The sequence below is a fragment of the Massilia sp. PWRC2 genome (assembly GCF_049896725.1).
GTDB lineage: Bacteria > Pseudomonadota > Gammaproteobacteria > Burkholderiales > Burkholderiaceae_D > JAFCUW01.
Genome location: NZ_JAFCUW010000001.1, coordinates 220,086 through 243,858, shown reverse-complemented (window position 1 = coordinate 243,858; position 23,773 = coordinate 220,086). Strand labels below are relative to the sequence as shown.

25 protein-coding genes are annotated in these 23,773 nt (G+C 63.2%); 19 read left to right on the top strand and 6 right to left on the bottom strand.

What is annotated here, in order from left to right; genetic code table 11:
* Window positions 1–39: 39 nt before the first annotated feature.
* Together ACP7BZ_RS01115 and ACP7BZ_RS01110 are read right to left on the bottom strand one after the other, a co-directional pair.
* Window positions 40–1,452, bottom strand: coding sequence for a chemotaxis protein CheW (locus ACP7BZ_RS01115; protein WP_426109803.1), 1,413 nt, complete (start codon window positions 1,450–1,452; stop codon window positions 40–42).
* Entirely contained in the window at window positions 1,452–3,176 is a 1,725-nt protein-coding gene (locus ACP7BZ_RS01110) for a methyl-accepting chemotaxis protein (protein WP_426109802.1), read from the bottom strand. The genes ACP7BZ_RS01115 and ACP7BZ_RS01110 overlap by 1 nt, the downstream gene beginning before the upstream one ends.
* Window positions 3,177–3,555: 379 nt before the next feature.
* Here ACP7BZ_RS01110 and ACP7BZ_RS01105 point away from each other — a divergent pair, with 379 nt between their 5' ends.
* The 17 genes from ACP7BZ_RS01105 to ACP7BZ_RS01025 all read left to right on the top strand — a co-directional run bounded on the left by ACP7BZ_RS01105 (window position 3,556) and on the right by ACP7BZ_RS01025 (window position 18,579).
* Window positions 3,556–4,608, top strand: a complete 1,053-nt coding sequence (locus ACP7BZ_RS01105; RefSeq protein ID WP_426109801.1) for a fumarylacetoacetate hydrolase family protein — start codon at window positions 3,556–3,558, stop codon at window positions 4,606–4,608.
* A gap of 76 nt (window positions 4,609–4,684) precedes the next feature.
* Window positions 4,685–5,467: a uracil-DNA glycosylase gene (locus ACP7BZ_RS01100; protein WP_426109800.1), complete on the top strand. Its 783-nt coding sequence runs from the start codon at window positions 4,685–4,687 to the stop codon at window positions 5,465–5,467.
* A 130-nt stretch (window positions 5,468–5,597) separates the two neighbouring features.
* Window positions 5,598–6,083 (top strand): Fe-S cluster assembly transcriptional regulator IscR, encoded by a 486-nt coding sequence (iscR, locus tag ACP7BZ_RS01095; RefSeq protein WP_426109799.1) that lies wholly within the window; start codon window positions 5,598–5,600, stop codon window positions 6,081–6,083.
* 33 nt (window positions 6,084–6,116) lie between these two features.
* Complete coding sequence (locus ACP7BZ_RS01090; protein ID WP_426109798.1) at window positions 6,117–7,373, top strand: IscS subfamily cysteine desulfurase; 1,257 nt, start codon at window positions 6,117–6,119, stop codon at window positions 7,371–7,373.
* Window positions 7,374–7,428: 55 nt separating this feature from the next.
* Complete coding sequence (iscU, locus tag ACP7BZ_RS01085; protein WP_426109797.1) at window positions 7,429–7,818, top strand: Fe-S cluster assembly scaffold IscU; 390 nt, start codon at window positions 7,429–7,431, stop codon at window positions 7,816–7,818.
* Between the two features lie 39 nt (window positions 7,819–7,857).
* Complete coding sequence (iscA, locus tag ACP7BZ_RS01080; protein ID WP_426109796.1) at window positions 7,858–8,181, top strand: iron-sulfur cluster assembly protein IscA; 324 nt, start codon at window positions 7,858–7,860, stop codon at window positions 8,179–8,181.
* A gap of 10 nt (window positions 8,182–8,191) precedes the next feature.
* A complete protein-coding gene (gene hscB / locus ACP7BZ_RS01075; RefSeq protein WP_426109795.1) occupies window positions 8,192–8,707 on the top strand; it encodes a Fe-S protein assembly co-chaperone HscB in 516 nt (171 codons plus the stop codon).
* Between the two features lie 92 nt (window positions 8,708–8,799).
* Window positions 8,800–10,668 (top strand): Fe-S protein assembly chaperone HscA, encoded by a 1,869-nt coding sequence (gene hscA / locus ACP7BZ_RS01070; RefSeq protein WP_426109794.1) that lies wholly within the window; start codon window positions 8,800–8,802, stop codon window positions 10,666–10,668.
* A gap of 161 nt (window positions 10,669–10,829) precedes the next feature.
* A complete protein-coding gene (gene fdx / locus ACP7BZ_RS01065) occupies window positions 10,830–11,171 on the top strand; it encodes an ISC system 2Fe-2S type ferredoxin (protein ID WP_426109793.1) in 342 nt (113 codons plus the stop codon).
* 3 nt (window positions 11,172–11,174) lie between these two features.
* Entirely contained in the window at window positions 11,175–12,065 is an 891-nt protein-coding gene (locus tag ACP7BZ_RS01060) for a class I SAM-dependent methyltransferase (protein ID WP_426109792.1), read from the top strand.
* Window positions 12,062–13,093 (top strand): low-specificity L-threonine aldolase, encoded by a 1,032-nt coding sequence (ltaE, locus tag ACP7BZ_RS01055; protein ID WP_426109791.1) that lies wholly within the window; start codon window positions 12,062–12,064, stop codon window positions 13,091–13,093. The genes ACP7BZ_RS01060 and ltaE overlap by 4 nt, the downstream gene beginning before the upstream one ends.
* Window positions 13,090–13,836, top strand: a complete 747-nt coding sequence (locus ACP7BZ_RS01050; protein WP_426109790.1) for an rRNA pseudouridine synthase — start codon at window positions 13,090–13,092, stop codon at window positions 13,834–13,836. Before ltaE ends, ACP7BZ_RS01050 begins: the two co-directional genes overlap by 4 nt.
* A 4-nt stretch (window positions 13,837–13,840) precedes the next feature.
* Window positions 13,841–14,353 carry a hypothetical protein gene (locus ACP7BZ_RS01045; RefSeq protein ID WP_426109789.1) on the top strand — a complete coding sequence of 171 codons (513 nt, stop codon included), beginning with the start codon at window positions 13,841–13,843 and terminating at the stop codon, window positions 14,351–14,353.
* 74 nt (window positions 14,354–14,427) lie between these two features.
* Window positions 14,428–15,582, top strand: coding sequence for a helix-turn-helix transcriptional regulator (locus ACP7BZ_RS01040; RefSeq protein ID WP_426109788.1), 1,155 nt, complete (start codon window positions 14,428–14,430; stop codon window positions 15,580–15,582).
* Window positions 15,583–15,687: 105 nt separating this feature from the next.
* Window positions 15,688–16,491, top strand: a complete 804-nt coding sequence (locus ACP7BZ_RS01035; RefSeq protein WP_426109787.1) for a hypothetical protein — start codon at window positions 15,688–15,690, stop codon at window positions 16,489–16,491.
* 170 nt (window positions 16,492–16,661) lie between these two features.
* On the top strand, window positions 16,662–17,405 hold the full coding sequence (locus ACP7BZ_RS01030) for a hypothetical protein (protein WP_426109786.1): 744 nt from the start codon (window positions 16,662–16,664) through the stop codon (window positions 17,403–17,405).
* Between the two features lie 103 nt (window positions 17,406–17,508).
* Window positions 17,509–18,579 carry an MBL fold metallo-hydrolase gene (locus tag ACP7BZ_RS01025; RefSeq protein WP_426109785.1) on the top strand — a complete coding sequence of 357 codons (1,071 nt, stop codon included), beginning with the start codon at window positions 17,509–17,511 and terminating at the stop codon, window positions 18,577–18,579.
* Window positions 18,580–18,801: 222 nt separating this feature from the next.
* Here ACP7BZ_RS01025 and ACP7BZ_RS01020 read toward each other — a convergent pair whose 3' ends face one another.
* From ACP7BZ_RS01020 to ACP7BZ_RS01005, 4 genes are read right to left on the bottom strand one after another with little or no spacing between them, the layout of a single operon-like run.
* Window positions 18,802–19,302 (bottom strand): RDD family protein, encoded by a 501-nt coding sequence (locus tag ACP7BZ_RS01020; protein ID WP_426109784.1) that lies wholly within the window; start codon window positions 19,300–19,302, stop codon window positions 18,802–18,804.
* Window positions 19,292–20,032, bottom strand: coding sequence for a DUF3106 domain-containing protein (locus tag ACP7BZ_RS01015; protein ID WP_426109783.1), 741 nt, complete (start codon window positions 20,030–20,032; stop codon window positions 19,292–19,294). The genes ACP7BZ_RS01020 and ACP7BZ_RS01015 overlap by 11 nt, the downstream gene beginning before the upstream one ends.
* Window position 20,033: 1 nt before the next feature.
* Window positions 20,034–20,447, bottom strand: a complete 414-nt coding sequence (locus ACP7BZ_RS01010; protein ID WP_426109782.1) for a DUF3619 family protein — start codon at window positions 20,445–20,447, stop codon at window positions 20,034–20,036.
* A complete protein-coding gene (locus tag ACP7BZ_RS01005) occupies window positions 20,444–21,013 on the bottom strand; it encodes an RNA polymerase sigma factor (RefSeq protein ID WP_426109781.1) in 570 nt (189 codons plus the stop codon). Before ACP7BZ_RS01005 ends, ACP7BZ_RS01010 begins: the two co-directional genes overlap by 4 nt.
* A gap of 498 nt (window positions 21,014–21,511) precedes the next feature.
* Here ACP7BZ_RS01005 and ACP7BZ_RS01000 point away from each other — a divergent pair, with 498 nt between their 5' ends.
* Window positions 21,512–23,239 carry an acetolactate synthase 3 catalytic subunit gene (locus tag ACP7BZ_RS01000; RefSeq protein WP_426109780.1) on the top strand — a complete coding sequence of 576 codons (1,728 nt, stop codon included), beginning with the start codon at window positions 21,512–21,514 and terminating at the stop codon, window positions 23,237–23,239.
* The gene (gene ilvN, locus ACP7BZ_RS00995; RefSeq protein WP_426109779.1) at window positions 23,239–23,730 is read left to right on the top strand and encodes an acetolactate synthase small subunit; all 492 of its coding nucleotides are present in this window, start codon (window positions 23,239–23,241) and stop codon (window positions 23,728–23,730) included. The genes ACP7BZ_RS01000 and ilvN overlap by 1 nt, the downstream gene beginning before the upstream one ends.
* Window positions 23,731–23,773: the final 43 nt, after the last annotated feature.

Below are 23,773 nucleotides of genomic sequence, written 5' to 3'. Positions count from 1 at the left end.
CCGGCGCTATCACTGCCGCGCCCGGATGCTGGCCGCTGTTCAGTTCGCTGCGCGCGCCAGCTGTCCCAGGTCGCGCGTGCTGTAGCTGACGGCGCCGCTGGCCGACTCGGTGCTGAGCAGCTCGACCACACCCTGTCCCGGCAAGGACAGCCGCGACAGCCGACCCGCGCGCGCCTGTACCAGGGCGTGGACGGCGTCGACGATAAATCCAACCGGCGCTGCTGCGCCCTGCGCCACGATCACCGTGCCGCGCGCCGGCGCCTGATGGCCGGCCGCCGCCCGCAGGTCGCGCAAGGCCAGCGCCGCGCCGCGCCACGCCATGTGGGTGGCGCCGGCCGCCAGCGGCGGCAATGGCAATACCGCTTCGATGCCGTCGATCGGGGTCGATGCCATGCCGCCGGCGTCGAACACGATATGGCTGCAGGCATTGGTCGGGCTGGTGCTGGCGCCGCCGAGGCGGGCGCTGAGCGGACTGCCAAGGGCGATGCTGGCTGCATGGCTGAGCACGCGCTCCGGAAAACGGGCATACAGTGCATCCATGTCGACCAGCTGCACCAGGCCGCCGCCGTCATCGGTGATCGCACTGACCCCGGCGTCATCGGCAGTGACGGCCGCACCTGCGGCCACAGTGCCGATGACGGGCACCTGCTCGACCAGTATGCCCAGTGCCAGCCCATCGCGTTCGAACACGGCCAGCAGGGGCGGTGCTGCCAGCGCAACTGGCGCCAGCGCCAGCGCGGGCAGGCACTTGGCGATGCTGGTGACGGGCACATGGCGCCCGCGCCATTGCGCCACCCCTTCGCTCAGGGCAGACTGGATGCGCGCCAGCGGCGGCGCGTCAATCACCGCCATCAGATCGGTCACCGGAAAAGCGATCTGGCAGCCGCGGCCTGCGATCAGCGCACAGCGTTGCCGCTGCCTGGTCGCCGCCGCTGGCGCGCTCGCCCCCGTGGCAACCGCAGTGGCACCGGCATCGGCACTCCAGGTACGTGCCAGCGCCATCAGCCGTCCGATGTCGAGTAGATTAGCGACGTCACCGTCGGCGCAGCGCGCCACGCTGTGAAACAGCTCCTCGGCGTTGTCGTCGTGACTGAGTTGGGTGATGGCGTCGGCGCCGAATTTTTGCAGACCGCGCACGGCGTCGACGGCAAACGCCACCGTCAGGCCGGCATCGCGCACGATCAGCGCGCGCGGGTAAGCGTGCGAACGCGGGGCGCCGCCCAGCGCCAGCCAGCGGGCCAGATCGAGCATGGCCAACTGCTGGCCCTGGTATTCGAAAACGCCGCAGGCCGCACTGTCACGGCGCGGCAGCGGCGCCAGCCGTTGCGGCCACGGCAAACCATGCACCACGTGCTGTACCGGCACCGCCACCAGCACGGCGCCGATCTCGACCAAAACCAGATCAACGCGCTCAGCGGCGGCGGCCATCGCGCCGGTTTGCCCGGCGACCATCAGCGGGCCGCCAGCGCCGTGCGTTCGAGGTCGGCCAGCAGGGTGGCGGCGTCCTGGGTGGCGCTGTCCTGGGTGCTGGTGGCGTGATGGATCTGGCCGATCGAATTGGAGGTCGCTTCCACCGATTGCACGATGCGGCCAAAGGCCTGTTCGACATCGGCCGCCAGGCGGCTGCCCTCGTCGACCCGGCTGACCGTTTCGGTGATCAGCTTGGCGATTTCGCGCGCCGCCATCGCCGATTTTTCCGCCAGCTTGCGCACCTCGTCGGCCACCACTGAAAAGCCCTGACCATGCTCGCCCGCCCGCGCCGCCTCGATGGCGGCGTTAAACGCCAGCAGGTGGGTCTGGCCAGCGATGTCGCTGATGGTATCGATGATGTCGTGAACATCCTTCGACGACTGCTCGATGGCGGCGATCGCTTCGCGCGAGCGCGTCAGCAGGCGGGTGCCGTCGGCGGCCTGGTCGCGCGTCTGCGTGGCCATCTCGCTGGTGCGCTGCGAACTGGTGGCGATCGAACGCACCGATTGCGCCAGGCCGTCGAGCACCTCGCTCATGGCCTTGACCTTGTCGGCGATCAGCGTCTCGCGCGCCACTTGGTCGGTGATATCCATGGCGAACTTGACCACCTTGCAGGGCTGGCCGTCGCTATCTAAGATGGGATTGTAGGTGGCCAGGATCCACACCTCGCCGCCATGGTTGGCGCGGCGGCGAAAGCGTCCCGACTGGAACGTGCCCTGTCCCAGGTCGGCCCAGAAATGGCGGTACTGGCTCGAGCGTACCTGTTCGTCATCGCAAAACATGCTGTGGTGCTTGCCGATGACGTCTTCTTTCAGGTAGCCCATGACGCGCAGGAAGTTGTCGTTGGCGGCCGTGATATTGCCGCGCAAATCGAAATCGATCACCGCCTGCGAGCGGCCGATGGCAGCGAGCTTGCCCTCGATATCGTCATCGCGGCGTTTTTGCGCGCTGATGTCGGTGGCGTACTTGACGATCTTCCACGGTTTGCCGGCGGCATCGAAAATCGGGTTGTACGACGCCAGGATCCACACGTCGCGGCCATCCTTGCCGATGCGGCGGTATTGGCCGGCATTGAATTCGCCGCGCCCCAGCCGTTCCCAGAACAGCAAGTACTCGGACGAATGGGCAAATTCGCTGCTGCAAAACATGCGATGGTGCTGGCCCACCACCTCCTCGCGCGTGTAGCCGAGCGCCTTGAGAAAATTGTCGTTGGCATGCAGAATGCGACCGTCCAGATCGAATTCGACCACCGCCTGCACCCGGTCGATCGCCTGCAGCCGCCCTTCAACGTCGGCCGCATGCAACTTGCTGGCGCTGATGTCGGTGGCCACCTTGACCACCTTGAACGGCGTGCCATCGGCGCCGACGATCGGGTTGTACGACGCTTGCAGCCACACGGTGGCGCCCGACCTGGTCAGCCGCATGTACTCGCCGCCATCGGCTTGACCCCGTTTCAGGCCTGCCCACAGCGCGCGGTAGGCGGGCGACTCGGCATAGTCTGGTGTGCAAAACTGGCGGTGGTGCATGCCCTGCAGTTCGTCCAGCGCGTAGCCCATGGTGCGTAAAAAATTGTCATTCGCATGCAAGACGTTGCCGTCGAGGTCGAACTCGACCAGGCTTTGGCTTTGATTGATCGCGTAGAGCACCGCTTCCGCCATGGTGGCGGGCTGGCCAGGGTGGGCGCCAGCACTGGAATGGGTATCCATATCATTTCCGTGAATTTATTGATGAAATCACTCTCCCGCTACCGTTTTTGGCAATTTATGGCAGGGAAGATGGAGAATTTGGTGGTTATACATTACCATGGGGCAATCTAGAACGCCAAAAAATCGCCCTGAAATTGTGACTCCCGTTGCGGATTGCAGTATTTTTCGACACATTTTGTCGTCCCTCGCCAACGCCTGGCGTGCAACCTTGCGTCATTGTTAAAGCCGGTGCGCGCTGCCGTGGCGCAGCGCGGCAAAAAACCTTTGTATCATGGCCAGATTTGCACTCTAATAGCGGCACTTTGCACAGCCCGGAGACCTCGACCATGAATATTTCCCGCACCTTTGCCACGCGCGCCCGTCCCCTGGCGGCTCGCGCATGAAGCTCGCTACCCTGAAAGACGGCAGCCGCGACGGCGTGCTGGTGGTGGTCGACCGCAAGCTGCATGTGTGCCGCCGGGTACCGGCCATCAGTCCCACCCTGCAGTTCGCCCTCGACCACTGGGCCACGGTGGCGCCGCAGTTGCAGGCGGTGTACGACGCCCTCAATGCCGACCCCGCAGACGGCGACACCTTCATCGAATCGAACTGCCACTCGCCGCTGCCGCGGGCTTACCAGTGGGCCGATGGTTCGGCCTATCTCAACCACGTCGAGCTGGTGCGCAAAGCCCGGCACGCCGAGGTGCCGGCCTCGTTGTATACCGACCCCTTGATGTACCAGGGCGGCTCGGACGCTTTCGTCGGTCCGTGGGACCCGATTTACGCGCTCGACGCCGCCTGGGGCATCGACTTCGAGGCGGAGGTGGCGGTCATCACCGGCGACGTGCCGATGGGCGCCGATGGCGCCACCGGGGCCGCCGCCATCCGCCTGCTGATGCTGGTCAACGATGTCTCGTTGCGCAACCTGATCCCCAACGAGCTGGCCAAAGGCTTCGGCTTTTTTCAGTCGAAAGCGGCCAGCGCTTTCGCGCCGGTGGCGGTGACGCCCGACGAAGTGGCGGCGGCGTGGCGCGACAGCAAGCTGTGCCTGCCCCTGCACGTGTCGCTCAACACCATTCCATTTGGCAAACCGAATGCGGGCGACGACATGACCTTCAATTTTGCCCGCCTGGTCGCGCACGCGGCGCGCACCCGCGAACTGGCGGCCGGCACCATCATCGGCTCCGGCACGGTGTCGAACAGGCAGGGCAATCTGCATGGCTCGAGCATCGGTCATGGCGGCGTCGGTTACTGCTGCCTGGCCGAACTGCGCATGCTTGAAACGATCGAGAAGGGGGGGGCCACCACGCCGTTCCTTAACTTTGGCGACAATGTGCGCATCGAGATGTTCGATGAAGACGGCGCCAGTATCTTTGGGGCCATCGATCAGGATGTGGTGCGCTACGACGCTGCCGGTGTTGAGGATGGCCGGCCGATCGGCGCCCGCCTGTAGTGCAGATGGGGACTGGCACCGCAGGGTGTCTGTCCCACTATAAACCCACCTGAACCCACCTGAACCCCGGCCGTCCATGCACGACAGCACACTGCCCGCCTCCATCGTCGACGCCGTCGCCCTGGCCGACCCCGCCTGGCGCCCCATCCTCATCGACGGCTTGCACCGGGTCGCCGCCGCCGACCCCGCTTACCTGCCAGCGCTGGCGCTCGACAGCTACCTGCCCACCGAAGGGCGGCTGTTCGCCGCCTTTTGCCTGCCGCCGGCCAATGTGCGCTACATACTGGTGGGGGAGGGGCCGTACCCGCGCGCGCAGTCGGCGACCGGCGTGTGCTTCATGGATGGCGCGGTGGGCGCGTTGTGGAGCGAGGCGGGTTTGTCAAAAGCGGTCAACCGCGCGACGTCCCTGCGCAACTTCATGAAAATGCTGCTGGTGGCCGACGGCAGCCTGCACGCCGACGCCACCGCTGGCAGCGCGCTGGCGCCGGCGGCGGCGCGCGCCCGCGCCGGAGGCTCGATCGCCACCCTGGCGCAATTGCAGGACAATTTATTGGACGAAGGATTTTTGCTGCTCAACGCCGCGCTGGTGTTTCGTCCCCACGTGGCGCCCGCCATCGACGCCCGCGCCTGGCAACCGTTCCTGCGTACCGTGCTGGCCGCGCTGGTCCCTGGCGCTGCCCAATTGGTGTTGTGGGGAAAAATCGCGGAACAGCTCAAAAAGTTGCCGGAAGCACAGGCCCTGGGGCAGCTGTGCGCCGAACATCCGTATAACCTGAGCTTCATCAAGCACGCCGGCATGCAAGCGCTGTTTGGCCCCATGCAGCTGCTGCAAAAGCGTGCTGGCAAAAACGGCCCCTAAAAGACAAGCGCGCGGGGATTTGATATACTTGACTAATTCGATCAACTACTCAGGGCATCAGCACAGCGATGCGGGCAGTTGAGCGAAAGTTGTACCGAGCCAGGATTTTATCATTGACCCCGAGGAAGCGATGCGTCTGACCACCAAAGGCCGTTTTGCCGTGACTGCGATGATCGATCTTGCCCTGCGCCAGGGCAAGGGGCCCGTCACGTTGTCGGGCATTAGCCAGCGCCAGGCGATTTCGCTGTCGTATCTCGAGCAACTGTTTGGCAAGCTGCGCCGCCATGCAATCGTCGAATCGATCCGCGGTCCCGGCGGCGGCTACAGCCTGTCGCGTAGTGCCGACCGGGTCACCGTGGCCGACATCATCATCGCCGTCGACGAACCGCTCGATGCCACCCAGTGCGGTGGCAAGGGCAATTGCCACGGTGCCGATCTGCTCAGCGGGGCCCACTGCATGACCCATGAATTGTGGGCCACGCTCAACGAAAAAATGGTCGACTACCTCGATTCCGTCTCGCTGCAAGACCTGGTCGACCAACAGCAGCACAAGTCAAATGTAGAACAAGCCGTCGTGGTACTGCACCGCAATCACGCCGCCGCCGTACAAGAGTGAACCTGCAAGTTTGAGCATACTGGAGTAACAAAAATGAACGCGCCCTTCGACAAGAATCTCGAGCACAGCTTTGTGACCGCCCCGCATTTCCCCATCTACATGGATTATTCCTCGACCACGCCCATCGATCCGCGCGTGGCCGACAAGATGATCCCCTACCTGCGCGAGCAGTTCGGCAATCCGGCGTCGCGCAGCCACATGTACGGCTGGACGGCCGAGGCTGCCGTAGAAGAAGCGCGCGTCGAAGTGGCCAAGCTGGTCGGCGCCGACCCGCGCGAAATCATCTGGACCTCGGGCGCCACCGAATCGAACAATCTGGCCATCAAGGGCGCCGCCCAGTTCTACAAAACCAAGGGCAAGCACATTATCACGGTCAAGACCGAGCACAAGGCCGTGCTCGACACCGTGCGCGATCTCGAACGCCAGGGCTTTGAAGCGACTTACCTGGAACCGCAGGCCAACGGCCTGATCACCGTCGAGCAGCTCACCGCCGCCATTCGTCCCGACACCATCCTCGTCTCGGTGATGCTGGTCAATAACGAAATCGGCGTCATCCAGCCAATCGAAGAGCTGGCGGCCATCACCCGCGCGCGCGGCATCATCTTTCATTCCGATGCGGCGCAGGCGACCGGCAAAATGGTCATCGACCTGGCCAACAGCAAGGTCGACCTGATGACCTTCACAGCCCACAAAACCTATGGTCCGAAAGGCATCGGCGCCCTCTACGTGCGACGCAAGCCGCGCGTGCGCCTGGAAGCGCAAATGCATGGCGGCGGTCACGAGCGCGGCTTGCGCTCGGGCACCCTGCCAACCCACCAGATCGTCGGCATGGGCGAAGCGTTCCGCCTGGCGCGCGAAGAAATGGACAGCGAAATCACCCGCATCAAGGGCTTGCGTGACCGCCTGGCCAAGGGCTTGCTGGCAATCGAAGAGGTGTACATCAACGGCGACATGGACCACCGCGTGCCGCACAACCTGAACGTCAGCTTTAATTATGTCGAGGGCGAGTCGCTGATCATGGCGATCAAGGATATCGCCGTGTCGTCCGGTTCGGCCTGCACCTCGGCCAGCCTGGAACCATCGTATGTGTTGCGCGCCCTCGGCCGCAGCGACGAACTGGCGCACAGCTCGATCCGTTTCACCATCGGCCGTTTCTCGACCGAAGCCGATATCGATTTCGCCATCGAGCTGCTCAAGTCGAAGGTGCACAAATTGCGCGAACTGTCGCCCCTGTGGGACATGTTCAAGGAAGGGATCGACATCGCTTCGATCCAATGGGCAGCCCACTAAGCGACGTACACCAACACGCCGCGATCAGCGGCGCTTACCACTCAGGAGCATCAAAATGGCATATTCAGACAAAGTGTTGGATCACTACGAAAATCCCCGCAACGTTGGCGCCTTCGACAAGGGCGACGACAGCATCGGCACCGGCATGGTGGGCGCGCCCGCCTGCGGCGATGTCATGAAACTGCAAATCAAGGTCGGCGCCGATGGCCTGATCGAAGATGCAAAATTCAAGACCTACGGCTGCGGTTCGGCCATCGCCTCGAGCTCGCTGGTAACTGAATGGGTCAAAGGAAAGACGCTCGACCAGGCGCTGTCGATCAAGAACACCGCCATTGCCGAAGAACTGGCGCTGCCACCGGTCAAAATCCACTGCTCGATCCTGGCGGAAGACGCCATCAAGGCAGCCGTGCTGGACTACAAGACCAAGCACCCGGCTGTGGCCTGACGAGCAGCCAAGTACAGTAATAAACTCGCTGGAGAAACCATGGCAATCACACTGACCGAAAAAGCGGCCAAGCACATCAACCGTTTCATCGAACGCCGCGGCAAGGGCATCGGGCTGCGGTTCGGCGTGCGTACGACCGGCTGTTCGGGCCTGGCCTACAAACTCGAGTATGTCGACGAGTCGGCCGTCGAGGATCAGGTTTTTGAGTCGCACGGGGTCAAAGTCTTCGTCGACCCGAAAAGCCTGCCGTATATCGATGGCACCGAGCTCGACTTTACGCGCGAGGGTCTCAACGAAGGCTTCCGTTTTCATAACCCGCAGGTCAAGGATGAATGCGGTTGCGGCGAGAGCTTCCGCATCTAACGACTGGCCCATGCAGAACCATTTCGAACTGTTTAAGCTGCCGGTGCGTTTCGCTATCGATGCCGCCGCCCTCGACGGCGCTTACCGCGACGTCCAGGGGCAGGTCCATCCGGACCGCTTCGTCACTGCCGGCGACGCCGAAAAGCGCGTTGCCATGCAGTGGGCCACGCGCGCCAACGAAGCCTATCAAACCCTGAAAAACCCGCAAAAGCGGGCACGCTACCTGGTCGAACTGAACGGCATCGATTTGCAAACGGAATCGAACACGGCCATGCCGCTGGACTTCCTGATGCAGCAGATGGAGTGGCGCGACATGCTGGGCGAGGCGCGCGCGGGCGCGGACGTCGGTGCGCTCGAAGCGCTCGATGGCCAGGTGCGCCAGGCGCGCGCGGCGCAGCTGGCCGAGGTCGGTCGCCAGCTCGATAGTGGCGACTTTGTTGCCGCCGGCGAGGGCGTGCGCGCCCTGATGTTTCTCGAAAAATTCGGCGAAGAGTTACAGCACGCGTTCGACGCTGTCGACGTGTAAGGCGCTAGCGTCGTCCCAGTGCACGGCGCACCGTCGAACGGTTCGCCTCTTTCTTCGCCCACCTAAACACAATCACGATCGTCCCCACGTCTATGGCACTTCTGCAAATCTCTGAACCCGGCATGTCCACCGCACCGCACCAGCACCGGCTGGCCGTGGGCATCGACCTGGGCACCACCAATTCGCTGGTGGCCACCGTCCGCAGCGGCATCCCGGAAGTGCTCAGCGATGAAGACGGTCGCCCGCTGCTGCCGTCGGTGGTGCGCTATCTGCCCAATGGCCACGCGCACATCGGCCACAAGGCCCAGGCGCAGCAGACAGTCGACCCAAAAAACACGGTGGTGTCGGTCAAGCGCTTCATGGGCCGCGGCCTGGCCGATATCGCCCACGCGGAAAACCTGCCCTACGATTTTCAAGAGTCGCCCGGCATGGTGCAGATTCGCACCGTCGCCGGCGTCAAAAGCCCCGTCGAAATCTCCGCGCAAATCCTCGCCACGCTGCGCCAGCGCGCCGAAGATTCGCTGGGCGATGAACTGGTCGGCGCGGTGATCACGGTGCCGGCGTATTTTGACGATGCCCAGCGCCAGGCCACCAAGGATGCTGCCCAGCTGGCTGGCCTGAACGTGTTGCGCCTGCTGTCCGAGCCCACCGCCGCCGCCATTGCGTATGGGCTCGACCAGGGCAGTGAAGGGGTGTTTGCCGTGTATGACCTCGGTGGCGGCACTTTCGATATCTCCATCCTCAAACTGTCCAAAGGCGTCTTTGAGGTGCTGGCCACGGGCGGCGACTCGGCGCTCGGTGGCGACGATTTCGATCACCGGCTGTTTTGCTGGATCGTCGAACATGCCAAGCTGCCGCCGCTGTCGGATGAAGACACCGCCACCCTGATGGTCAAGTCGCGCCAGGCCAAGGAGCTGCTCTCGACCAATGGCGCCACCACCATCGATGCCATGCTCGATTCGGGTGACATGGTGCACCTGAACGTGACGGCCGAAGCATTCACCGAGATGACCCGCCACCTGGTCGGCAAGACCATGACGGCCATCCGCAAGGCCATGCGCGACGCCGCGGTGTCGGTCGACGACATCGACGGCGTGGTGATGGTCGGTGGCGCCACCCGCATGCCGCACGTACGCCGCGCCGTCTCCGATTACTTCAAGACCATCCCGCACGCGAATATCGATCCGGACAAGGTGGTGGCACTGGGCGCAGCGATCCAGGCCAATCTGCTGGCCGGCAACCGCGCCGCCGGCGACGACTGGCTGCTGCTCGACGTCATTCCACTGTCGCTGGGGATCGAAACGATGGGTGGGCTGGTGGAAAAAATCATCCCGCGTAACTCGACGATTCCATGCGCGCGCGCCCAGGAATTTACCACTTTTAAGGATGGCCAGACGGCGCTGGCGGTGCACGTGCTGCAGGGCGAGCGCGAGCTGGTGTCGGACTGCCGTTCGCTGGCGCGCTTTGAACTGCGCGGCATTCCACCGATGGTGGCGGGCGCTGCGCGCATCCGCATTACCTACCAGGTCGATGCCGACGGTTTGTTGTCGGTGGCGGCGCGCGAGACGCGCTCGGGGGTCGAAGCGCATATCACCGTCAAACCGTCGTACGGCCTGGCTGACGATGAAGTGGCGCGCATGCTGCAGGACTCGTACACCGAAGCGTCACACGACATGCGCATGCGCGCGCTGCGCGAAGAGCAGGTGGAGGCCGAGCGCATTTTGCTGGCGACGCAGTCGGCGCTCGATGGCGACAGCGGCTTGTTGAGTAGCGCTGAGCGTGCCAGCATCGAGACGCTGATGGCGAATGTACGCGCCGCGGCCGCGACGACGGAAGGCACGCAGGCGGCGCTGCATGCGGCGGTCGAGGCGCTGGCGCAGGGTACGGAAGAATTTGCCTCGCGCCGGATGGACCAGAGCGTGCGGTCGGCGTTGGCGGGCAAGACGCTCGACGAGATTTAGACGTCAGCAGAATCTGCGGGCGCCGGTGGTGTGAGAAAATGGCAGCTGAGAGTCGGGCACCGCAGGGTGCCTGTCCCATGCATGCAGCACACCAAAAAAAACACAACACAAAACACAACAGGCGCTGCTTGCCTTCGTTCGATCATTCCAAGAGGTTCCCCGTGCCGCAAATCGTCATCCTTCCCCATCCCGTGCTGTGCCCTGAAGGCGCCGTGCTTGAATCGCCCGCCGGCAAATCGGTGTGCGACCTGCTGCTCGAAAACGACATCGAGATCGAGCACGCCTGCGACCGCGTGTGCGCCTGCACCACCTGCCACGTGCTGGTACGCGAGGGCTATGCCTCGCTGAACGAGCCGCAGGAACAGGAAGAAGACATGCTCGACAAGGCGTGGGGCCTCGAAGCGGTGTCGCGCCTGTCCTGCCAGGCCATCATCGGCGAGACCGACCTGGTGGTGGAACTGCCGAAGTACACCATCAACCACGCCGCTGAAAAGAACCACTGATCGATGAAGCGTCCTGACCAAAAAGAAGCCAGGCCCGCCAGCGCGCTGGTCCTGCCGCCCGAAGTGCGTCCCGGCCAGTCGGTGGCGCTGCTGCAGGAACTGCACATTCTCACGCGCGACGGCAAGCTCAATCAGGACAGCCGCCGCAAACTCAAGCAGGTGTACCACCTGGTGCAGTTCATCGAGCCGCTGATCCGCGAGATCGAGCAAGACCATCCGCAGGTGTCGCTGGTCGACCATGGCGCCGGCAAGTCCTACCTGGGCTTTATTTTGTACGACCTGTTCTTCAAGCACCGCGCCGATGGTTCGCGCATTTACGGCATCGAGACACGCGCCGAGCTGGTGACCAAGTCGCAAGAGCTGGCGACCCGCCTCGATTTTCCCGGCATGCGCTTTTTGAACCTGTCGGTGGCTGAATCGACCGGCTCGAGCGCGCTGCCCGAGCGCATCGACATCGTTACCGCACTGCATGCGTGCAACACCGCCACCGACGACGCCATCGACTTTGCCCTCAAAAAGAAGGCAAGATTCATGGTGCTGGTGCCGTGCTGCCAGGCCGAAGTGGCCAGCGTGCTGAAGAAAAACAAGGGCCGCGATCTGGGCAAGAGCGCGCTGACGGAAATCTGGCGCCATCCGCTGCACACGCGCGAATTCGGCAGCCAGATCACCAATGTGCTGCGCTGCCTGCAGCTCGAGGCGCACGGTTACCAGGTCAATGTGACCGAACTGGTCGGCTGGGAACACTCGATGAAAAACGAGTTGATCGTCGCCAGCTACAAGGATCTGCCGCGCAAGCGTCCCAGCGAGCGGCTGCAGGAAGTACTCGCCACCCTTGGCCTGGAAGAAATGGGCCAGCGGTTTTACACCAAGCAACTGGAGCACAGCCCGGCATGAGCGAACACTGGATTGATCTGCGCAGCGACACCGTCACCGAGCCCAACGAGGCGATGCGCGCCGTCATGGCGGCCGCCCCCGTGGGCGACGACGTCTACGGCGACGACCCCACCGTCAACCTGCTGCAGGAGCGCTCTGCCGCCCTGTTCGGTTTTGAGGCGGGCCTGTTCGCGCCATCGGGCACCCAGACCAATTTGATCGCGCTGATGCTCCATTGTGCGCGCGGCGACGAATACCTGGTGGGGCAGGACGCCCACACCTATAAATACGAAGGCGGCGGCGCCGCCGTGCTGGGCAGCATACAGCCGCAGCCGATTGCCAACCAGCCCGACGGCAGCCTGGCGCTGGCCGATATCGCGCACTACATCAAGCCGGACGACCTGCACTTTGCCCGTTCGCGCCTGCTGGCGCTGGAAAACACCATCGGTGGCAAGGTGCTCAGCCAGTCGTATGTGCAGGAGGCGACTGCATTCGCCCACAGCCGGGGCCTGGCCACCCACCTCGATGGCGCGCGCATCTGCAATGCCGCCGTCAAGCAGGGCATCAGCCTGAAAGACGCGGTGCGCGGTTTTGACTCGGTGTCGGTGTGCCTGTCGAAAGGGCTGGGGGCGCCGGTCGGTTCAGTGCTGCTCGGCTCAAAAGAATTCATCGAACGGGGCAAGCGCTGGCGCAAGATGCTCGGTGGCGGCATGCGCCAGGCCGGCATTCTGGCCGCTGCCGGCCTGTACGCGCTCGAGCACAATGTCGCGCGGCTGGCCGCGGATCACGTCAATGCGGCGCGGCTCGCGTGCGGCCTGGCCAGCATCGCCGGCCTGACCGTGGCGACGCCGCAGACCAATATTTTTTATGTCGAGGTGCCGCCCGCTGCCGTCGACAGCCTGCGCGCGGCATTGCTGGCCGAGCGCATCCGCGCCAGCGTGGGGCAGCACACCCGCCTGGTCACCCATATCAATATCAGCGAGGCCGACGTCGATCACGTGATCGCCGTGTTCTCGCGCTTTTTCAGTGACTGGCGCAGCGCCCGATGAGCGATACCGAGTACAAAAAATCCACCGAGGCCGATGGCACCATCCGCCTGGCCAAGCGGGTCGCCGAGATGCTGCCCTGTTCGCGCGCCGACGCCGATAAATACATCGCCGGCGGCTGGGTGCTGGTCGACGGCGCCGTCGTCGAAGAGGCGGGCGCCCGCGTGGCCGACGAGCAGGAAGTGACGCTGCACGACGCTGCCACGCTTGACGACATCGTGCCGGTCACCATCTTGCTGCATAAACCGCCCGGCCTCGATGCCGCCGCCGCCGTGCGCCTGCTCACGCCCGTGTCGCTGGTGCTGGCCGAGCACGGCAAGCAGCGCTTTTTGAAGCGCCACCTGGCCAACCTGACGGTGACCACGCCGCTCGATGAGCGTGCCAGCGGCCTGGTGGTGTACAGCCAGGATTTTCGGGTTACCCGCAAGGTGCTCGACGAAGCAGTGCGCGTCGAACAGGAATTTGTCGTCGAAGTGGCCGGCAATATTCGCGAAGGCGGCTTGGCGCTGCTCAATCATGGCCTCAGTTTTAACGGCAAGCCGCTGCTGCCGATGAAGGCCAGCTGGCAAAACGAAACCCGGCTGCGCTTTGCCGGCAAAGGCATCCGCCCTGGCCAGCTGCTGCACATGTGCCGCATGGTCGGCTTGACGGTGGTGTCGACCCGCCGCATCCGCGTCGGTCGGGTGCCGATGGCCAGTTTGCCGGCGGGGCACTGGCGTTATTTGCACGAGTACGAGCGCTTTTAATCGAGTGATCTGCCTGCATGCCACCATCAACGGCGCCGCCGTCGATATTCACGTCGAGACATGGCTGACCCTGCCCGACCTGCTGCGCGACAAGCCGGCACGGACCTGCACCAGCTGCGCCGCGCAGGCGGGCCTGAGCCGACAGCACGCCATCATCAACGCCACAGCGGCCAGCAGCCCGATCAGCGGCGGCGTGGTGTGGGGCAGCGGTCAGGCTCTGCACGAAGCGCCCCTCGCCGAACACGTGCTGGGGCGCTTCATGAACCACAATCTTTCCCAATCGCATATCGCCATCAACGCCAATATTGACGTCATAGGTGTGCCCGAAGATGACCGTGTGGTCAGCCGCAGCGGCGCCAAAGGTGTCGGCGAAATCGGCCAGCTGCGGGTAGCGGCGGCGATTGCCGATGTCCTCTGCCACACCACCGGCACGCGCCTGCGCTCGCTGCCCATGCGGCCGCAGCGCCGGCTGCCTCTGCGACCACCGTCAGCCATCAAGTGCCACCCTCATTGTTAAATAAAGATGGTGCTTTTGCCTAGATTTTGACGTAACCTTGCTGTCACTTTGACATTTACACAGGTGGTTACGTGTTGAGCATTAACGTAGAGCAATGGGATGATGTGCTGGGCGATTTGTACGGCGCGGTGCTCGATCCCGCCCGTTTGCAGCGGGCAGTCAGCAAGGCCGACCGCCTGCTTGGCTCGGATCTCTGTCACATTGTCGGCATCAGCAATCAGGGCGCCGAGACATTTCGGCTGCTGTCGCAAGCGGGCACGCAAGCCGTTGGTGATCTGTACGCAGCGCATTACAACCGCATCGATCCGCGTCGCCTCTACATTCAACAGGCGCAGGTGGGACGCACCCATCGCTGCAGCGAGTTTTTTGATGCCCGCTTTGTCAGCCGCGATCCGTTTTACCAAGACTTCCTGATCCCCGAAGGATTCCGTTACGTCATCGGCGCCTGCCTGCACCGCAGCGCCAACGAGCAAGTCTTTGTCGCCTTCAACCACGGCGCCGGCCGCGACGACTTCACTGACCACGAACAGCGCTTCTTTGAGCGCTACATCAGTCACCTGGGCCGGGCGATGGGCAGCGTGTTCGCCCACGCCCCGCTGGCCGCGGCGCTGGCCAGTGAGGGGGCGCTGCAGGCGCTCGAGGTGGGCGTGATGGCGCTCGACCAGCATGCCAGGATGATTTACTGCAACCGCCAGGCCGATGGCTTGCTGGGCAGCGCGCTGCGCCAGCAGTTCAGCGCCGGCACGCTGGCCGAGGGCGGCGCGCTGGCGGCGCTGTTTCGCCGCGTGCAGCGCGATGGTCACGCGCCCACGGTGGCGCTGCGGGCAGGGCCGGGGATGGCGCCGATGTTTGTGTCGGGCATGCGCATCCGTCCCGACCCACAGGACGACGGCGGCGCTTTCGATGCCTATCTGGGCCGGCTGCAGCCGGCGGTGGTGCTGGTGTTTAGCCTGGGCAAAAACCGGGCGGTATTGCCCCCCAGCGAGCTGATGCAGATTTTCGGCCTGTCGGCGGCCGAAGCGCGCCTGGCCCACGCGCTCGGCGGCGGCATGTCGGTACAGGACTTCGCCGCCCTCTACAGCGTCAGCGTGGCGACCGTGCGCACGCAATTGCGCGCGGTGCTCTACAAAACCGGCGAAGCGCGCCAGCAAGACCTGGTGCGCATGCTGATCGCCCTGCCGCGCAATGCCGCCGAAAGCGCCCGCAGCGCTGCGAATCATCCACTTTGATGATGTCGCTTTACTACTGTTGACGTCAATATAGTGTCGCCCCGGAAACGAGGGGTGGTACCAGAGTGATCTGGATGATTGATTGCAACCATGGGAAGCGGTGCGATGACAAAACGCGGCAAGATTTTACGGGATACCAGCGCTAGCAATGGGCTGTTGATGATTGAAGGGCAGCAATATCCATTCACCCTCGAAGGCATGTGGCGCTCCGACCAGGCGCCCCGCACCGGCATGACGGTCGAAGCGCAGTTTGCAGCGGACGGTAGTATCAGCGCCCTGCAGCCGGTCACCGATGCACAACTGGCGCGCGAACAATCCGAACTGATGCTGGCCGCAGCGCGCGCCAAGGGCGGCGCCTTCGCCACCGACCTGGTGGGGCGACTCGGTGTGCCGCTGCTGGCCGGACTCGGTTTGCTGGCGCTGGCCTGGTTCGTGTTGAACAGCGTGGTTGTCAATGTCGGCCCGCAATACAGCGTCGGCCTGTCGTTCTGGAAGCTGCTGGGCGTACTCAATTCGCCCGACAGCGTCATGTCCAGCCTGCGGGGCGGCAGCGCCGGCGCCGGCTTGTACGGTTTGCTGGCGGTGCTGGCATTGCTGGCACCGGCCACCCCACGCCTGTGGCACGACAGTCGCGCCCACCTCGCTGCGCTGTTGCCGCTGGTGTTCATGCTGCTCGTTGCGCTGCTGTTTTATCACAGCATCGGCAACGCGGTCGACGAGGCGCGCAGCAGCGCCGCATCGTTCGGCGGCGCCGCTGCCGCCCAGATGGTCGAGGAGATGCAACGCAGCATGCAGCGCGAAGCAATGCGCGCGGTGTCGCTGGGCCTGGGCTTTTATCTGGCCTGCGCCACCAGCGTGGCGTTCGCCGTCAACGGCGCCATCGGATACCTGGCTGCCCGCGCAGCCTGATTGTTCCTTGGGGCGCTGTCACCGTTAGATATTGAAGAGTTTGCTTTCCGCGCTGCGCAGTCGATATCCGGTGACGCGACGATCCCCGTCAAATTTCAACAACCACGTACGGTTCCCTACTTAACGTGGACAGCGCCTTATTTTAAGGCTGGTTTTTTTAAGGACTTACCATGCATTTGACCCGCTCCACCCTGATCGCCACCGCACTGATCGCCGCCTTGAGCGGCTGCGGTGACAAGACTGCCAAGGCCGATCCTGACGCCAAGGCGCCCACGCTGGCCGATGCCACTGCACCGAAGGCGGTCGCCGCCGCCCGTGAACTGGTCAGTCGCGCCGCGCTGCCCAAGGCGGACAAGAACACGCCCGAGAGCCAGTATGTGGAACTCAACAGCGGCAACCAGCTGATGTTCAGCTACCTCTCGCTCGCTGCCATGCCCATCGATTACAAGGAAGTGGCCACCAGCTTCTCGCCCGACTATGCGCGTGCCAGCGACGAATTTCGCCGCAACGATCTGTTGACCGCACTCAAGCCACGCATCGATGGCGCCGTCGCCGAAGCGGGCCAGCGCCGCTACGTCAAGATGACCATCGACAGCCCGATCGAGAAATACGACTTCGACAAAAAGGGTTTTCCCCTCAATAGCGCGGTCTGGCAATCGGGTTCGTATCGCTATTTCAACGACAACAGCACCTACAAGATCGGCTTTACCAATGGCGACGCCTACCGCTACCTGAACGTCGCCGCCGAAGACAGTGCCCGCACCATCGAAGGCTTGCGCAGCAAGTACGAGCAGCTCAACCTGGTGGTATATGCGTACACCCAGCAGGCCGACCTGAGCGACAAGATCGTCAAAGCCGAAATCGTCAAAGTGGCGCTGGTTGATCGCAAGGGTAACGTCCTGGCCAGTCAGTAAGGGCAAAGCGGGGATCAGCAGACGCAGTTGCTTTTTGTTGTGATTGCTCTCAATCATGATAAACCGGCTGCTTCTGCTTGCCCTGACCCTTGGACTGACCGCCATGCCAGCTACCATTTCTGCCGCCGCCGCTGTCCCTGTCGGCGGCGACGTTGCCAGCGCCATCGCCCGGTCGCCGCACTACCACGCGGGCACTTTTCATAATGCCCAGCCAGTGCACAAGCCCAGCCTGGGCGAAAACCTGGCGCTGTTCTGGACGGTGATGTTCAAGAAGAGCAAGGCCACCGTGCCGACCGGCGTGATTCCCGTCGACACGCTCAGCCGTGCGCAATTACAGGCAGCGCCTGACGACAGCGTGTTCCGGCTCGGACACTCGACCATGCTGCTCAAATTTGGCGGGCTGTTCTACCTGACCGACCCGGTATTTTCGCGGCGCGCCTCGCCCGTGCAATGGGCCGGTCCGGCGCGCTTTCACCAGCCGCCCATTGCGATTGCCGATGTGCCGCCGATCGCAGCGGTGATCCTGTCGCACGACCATTACGACCACCTCGATCGCGCCAGCGTGCTGGCGCTGGCCCCCATTACGCGCCACTTCATCACGCCGCTGGGGGTGGGCGAGCGCCTGATCGCCTGGGGCATCGACGCCGCCAAGGTGCGCCAGCTCGACTGGTGGCACAGCACCGAGGTGGGCGCCGTCACCCTGGTGGCCACGCCTGCCCGCCATTTTTCCGGCCGCACGCCATCGGACCGCGACCGCACCTTGTGGGCCTCGTGGGTGATCCAGCATGGCGACCTCAAGCTATTCTTCAGTGGCGATACCGGCTATTTCGATGGCTTTCAACAGATCGGTGCTGCGTACGGGCCGTTCAACCTGGCGATGCTGGAAACGGGGGCTTACGATGCCTTGTGGCCCGATGTGCACATGCAGCCAGAGCAAACCTTGCAGGCGTTCCTTGATCTCAAGGGCAAGACCTTGATGCCGATCCACAACGGCACGTTTGACCTGGGTCTGCACCGCTGGCAGGAACCGTTCGAGCGCATCCATGCGCTGGCCACCGCCAGCGGGGTGGCGATCACCACGCCGCGCATGGGCGAGCGGCTCGATGTTCGGCAGCCGGCGGCGGCGCAAGCGTGGTGGAATGAGGTGGATCGGCTGGAAGGCGTGCAGCGCTAGTCATTCCGACCTGCGACCGGTACCTGGCGGTGCCTGTCCCAAGCATGAAATGAACGGCACCGGGGACGCACTGATTAATTCATGACGGCGGACTCGGCACACGAAAAAAGTGCCCAGCTGCGTTGCAAATCCTCGCCATGCCCCGGCATGTCTGCGGTATTGCGCCTTGCCGAGCACCTTTTTAGTGACCGATTCCATCCGCCGGAATAAATCGGTGCTTCCCTAGCGCTTGGGCAACGCAATGAGCCGGGTGCCGGCAATTTTATCGTGCAAAAACTGGCGGTTCTTGTCGAACAAGGCTGTCAGCGCCCATGCGGCGATGCCGGCGGCCAGCGCGCCGACGATCTGCCCCGGGCTGCGCAAATGGAACACATAACAGACCAGCAGTGCGGGCAAAAACCAGCCCCAGGCCAGCAGGTAGCGCAGTGCGGCCGGCCGCAGCGGCACCTTGGCGTGGCCTGGCATGACGAGCTTGATGCGCCAGGTTTTCATCGCCAGGGTGTGGCCGCTGCCCGACCAGGCGTGGATAAAATAGAGGGCGGCGACAAGAAAAAACACCGCATTGCGGCCCTGATCGAGCAGCGCGCTGTGCTGGTTGAGGGTGGCGAACAGGTAAATGAACATGGCCAGCGCTTCCACCGCCGTCAGCAGGAAGGCCTCGTACAACATGGCCATCAAGCGACGGCCGATGGTAGGGACGCCCACTGCCGGCTTAGCGGCCATTGACGGCCGGGCCGGGAGGCAGGGCCGGCGCTGGTGCCGCCGCTGCCGCCGCTGCCGGCACCAGCGCCGGCGGACTGACGGCGACGCAGGCTGCCACGGCGCTGCCGCCCGCTGGCGCTGCCGCTCGCGCGCTGCCGGCGGGGCAGGGCGGCTGTGGATTGCGCAAAATTGGCGCCACAGTCTTGACGCTGGCCTGGGTCGGCGTGGGCAGATTGGTCAGTTGCTTCTTCCGCTTTGCCGCTTCTTCTGCCAGTTTTTGCTTTTGTTCTTCCGGCAGTTGCTGGTATTTTTCCCATTGTGCGGATTTTTGTGTGACGTCGAGCTTTTGCGCACGCGTGTAATTTTCGCGCACCAGGCGGCGCTCGCCGGGCGTCATGCGTACCCATTCGCGCATTTTTTCGTGCACCCGTGCCTGCTCGTCAGGTTTCATCGAGGCGAAGCGGTTGGCGATGTCGAGCCATTTTTGCTTGCGGATGGCTTCCATCCGGTCCCACTCGGCAGCGAGCGGCTCGAGCGCCACTTTTTGCGCGGCTGACAGGCTGGCCCAGGCCGGTTTGACGAGGTTGACGGCGCCTTTGGCGGCGGGCGCGGCTGCGGGGGCAATCGCGCGGGGAACTGCGGGTGCCGTGGCCGGTGCAAGCGCTGGCGCAACCGCGGTTCCGGTTTGCGCCAGCACCACGCCCGCCAGGGCCAGCAGGGCGGCGCCGCACAGGCAGGCGAGGCGGACCACCTTATTGACCGCGCTGGGCAAGGTATTGATTAAAGCCGTGGTCGAGGTACGCCGTCAGCGGCAGCTCGTCCGACAGCACGGCGGCGTCGAGCTCGGCCAGTTCGGCGATGCGACGCTCCTGTTCGTACTGGTAGACCCCGGCCAGACCGGCCACCAGCGCCAGCAGGGGGATGATGGCGCCGGCCCGGCCCATCGCCGGAAAATTGAACGACGACATCAGCTGACCAATATTGCCAGCGAAACCAGGACGGGCGACGCGCTGCGCCAGAAGCGCCGGCACGTGCGCTTTCTTGCGGGCCATGGCCGCCTGGCGGGCGGCAGCGAGCCGGTCCGTGGTCGACGCCGGCAAATCGTCCAGCGTTTCGTTGAGCGCATGGCGTACCTTGTACGCAAAATTGAGATCGTCGGTGTTCATAATTTAAGTCCCTTGGCTTTCAGCGATTCGGCGAGGGTATGGGTCGCCCGCGAACAGTGTGTTTTGACGCTTCCTTCAGAGCACCCCATCGCTTCGGCTGTTTCAGCCACGTCCATGTCCTGCCAATAACGCATGAGGAAGGCTTCCCGTTGACGCGCCGGCAGCTTTTGTACCTCGGCGTCGATGATGGCCAGCGTTTGCGCGCGCTCGACCTGGTCGGCCGTGCTCTCGGCGGCAGCGCTGCCTTCCTCTGCTTCGTGGGTTTCCAGTATATCAAAATCATCGTTGCCTTCCTGCCGTTTGCCCATGCCGGAGAACAGGCTGACCCAGGCATTGCGTACTTTTTCGCGGCGGAAGTAATCGAGGATGGTGGTCTGCACGATGCGCTGAAACAGCATCGGCAATTCGGCGACCGGCTTGTCGCCGTATTTTTCGGCCAGCTTGATCATCGCGTCCTGCACGATGTCGAGTGCGGCCTCATCTTTGCGCACGGCATAGACGGCCTGCTTGAAGGCGCGTCGTTCGACGTGCTCCAGGAAATCCGATAATTCTTTGTCTGTGGCCATGCGCGGGAAGGGCGGCGGTCGAACGGGTCAATTGTGACACCCGGACAGCAAACCATGCTGAAATGAAAACTGACGCATCCTAGCAAAAAAGCGCCTGCTTTGCTTGCATTTAACGCACAGCGACGGTGCAATTGCCGATTAATCCACAGTTTGTCTTGACCGATTTGGTGCAACGCAGTACTGTGAACAACGCTTTGTCATCCCGAAGCTCTATGGTCCCGTCGTCACCTGCACACAAGCGAGGCAACGACGTGACGCGCTTTCTTATGTAGGCAGTTTGCTCAGACCCGTGCCACAAGCACGAGAGGTTTGCACCATCGCCACAGAAACTCACGCCGAACGAGTTGCGCCCAGCGCCTTTTTGAAACGTCACGCCGTTGACGTGGACAATTGCCGCGACCGCAGAGAAAAGGGACGCCTGAGCACTGTCGCGCCATGCAAGCATCGCCAGGAATGAGCATCCGATCACCTCCCAATGGGTCTTGAAAGGAATGTTTTATGACTAACGAAGCAGAAGCACCGATCACCGGTGCAAAAATTGTCGTCCGCTGTCTGGCGGAAGAGGGCGTCAAGCACGTCTTCGGCTACCCCGGCGGCGCGGTGCTGTACATTTACGACGCCATCTTCCAGCAAGACAAATTCCAGCACGTACTGGTTCGCCATGAGCAGGCCGCGGTGCACGCCGCCGATGCCTATTCGCGCAGCTCGAACACGGTTGGCGTCGCCCTCGTCACCTCCGGTCCGGGCGTCACCAATGCCGTCACCGGCCTGTCGACGGCCTACATGGATTCGATTCCCATGGTGGTCATTTCCGGCCAGGTACCGAGCCACGCCATCGGCCAGGATGCATTCCAGGAGTGCGACACCGTCGGCATCACCCGCCCCGTGGTCAAGCACAATTTCCTGGTGAAAGATGTGCGCGACCTGGCCGCCACCATCAAGAAAGCCTTTTTTATTGCCCGCACCGGCCGCCCCGGCCCTGTGCTGGTCGATATTCCCAAGGACATCAGCATGCACAAGTGCGTGTATGCGTATCCGAAGGAAATCGAGATGCGCTCCTACAAGCCGGTCGACAAGGGCCATTCCGGGCAGATCAGAAAAGCCGTACAGCTGCTGCTGCAGGCTGAACGCCCGATGATTTATGCCGGTGGCGGCGTCATCCTGGCGAACGCCTCGCCTGAACTGAACAAGCTGGTCGACAAGCTCGGCTTTCCGGTCACCAATACCCTGATGGGCTTGGGCAGCTATCGCTCGTCGTCCGACAAGTTTGTCGGCATGCTGGGCATGCATGGCACCTATGAAGCCAATCTGGGCATGCAAAACTGCGACGTGCTGATCGCCATCGGCGCCCGCTTCGACGACCGCGTGATCGGCAATCCCAAGCATTTCGCCTCGCACCCGCGCAAGATCATCCACATCGATATCGACCCGTCGTCGATCTCGAAACGGGTCAAGGTCGATATTCCCATCGTCGGCAACGTCAAGGATGTACTGATCGAGCTGCTCGCGCAGTTAGACGCCGCTGAAACCAAACCGAACCCGGTCGCCCTGCAAGCGTGGTGGAAGCAGATCGCCGAATGGCGTGGCCGCGACTGCATGGCGTACCAGGGCTCGGACACCGTCATCAAGCCGCAGTCAGTGGTCCAGCGTTTGTGGGATGTGACGGGTGGCGACGCCTTCATTACCTCGGACGTCGGCCAGCACCAGATGTGGGCGGCCCAGTACTATCCGTTCGACAAGCCACGGCGCTGGATCAATTCGGGCGGCCTCGGCACCATGGGCGTCGGCTTGCCGTATGCCATGGGCGTGCAGATGGCCAACCCGGGCGCCACCGTTGCCTGCATCACGGGCGAAGGCTCGATCCAGATGAATATCCAGGAACTGGCCACCTGTAAGCAGTATCACCTGACGCCGAAGATCATTCTGCTCAATAACCGCGCGCTCGGCATGGTGCGCCAGTGGCAGCAAATCGATTACGGCGGCCGCTATTCCGAGTCTTACATGGATTCGCTGCCGGATTTCAAGATGATGGCGGAGGCGTATGGCCACGTCGGCATGAATATCGACAAGCCAGGCGACGTCGATGGCGCCCTGCGCGAAGCGTTTGCCATGAAGGACAGGCTGGTGTTCATGAACTTCATCACCGACCAGAGTGAAAACGTCTGGCCGATGGTGAAAGCCGGCAAGGGGTTGTCCGAAATGCTGCTCGGATCGGAGGACCTGTAATGCGCCATATTATTTCTGTATTGCTCGAGAATGAAGCCGGTGCCCTGTCGCGCGTGGTCGGCCTGTTTTCCGCCCGCGGCTACAACATCGAAACGCTGACGGTGGCGCCGACCGAAGATGACACGCTCTCGCGCATGACCATCGTCACCAGCGGTTCGGACGACATCATCGAGCAGATCACCAAGCACTTGAATCGCCTGATCGAGGTGATCAAGGTGGTCGACCTGACCGAAGGCCAGCACATCGAACGTGAGCTCATGCTCATCAAGGTGCGGGCCGTGGGCAAGGAGCGCGAAGAGATCAAGCGCACCGCCGACATCTTCCGTGGCCGCATCATCGACGTCACCGAAAAAACCTACACCATCGAACTGACCGGCAACAAGACCAAGCTCGACGCCTTCATCGATTCGATCGACCGCGCGGCGATTTTAGAGACAGTGCGCACGGGCGGCTCCGGCATCGGCCGCGGCGAGCGCATCCTCAAGGTCTGAGCCAGCGCAGCACCCCCATCAAATTTACTGAACAAATTTCACA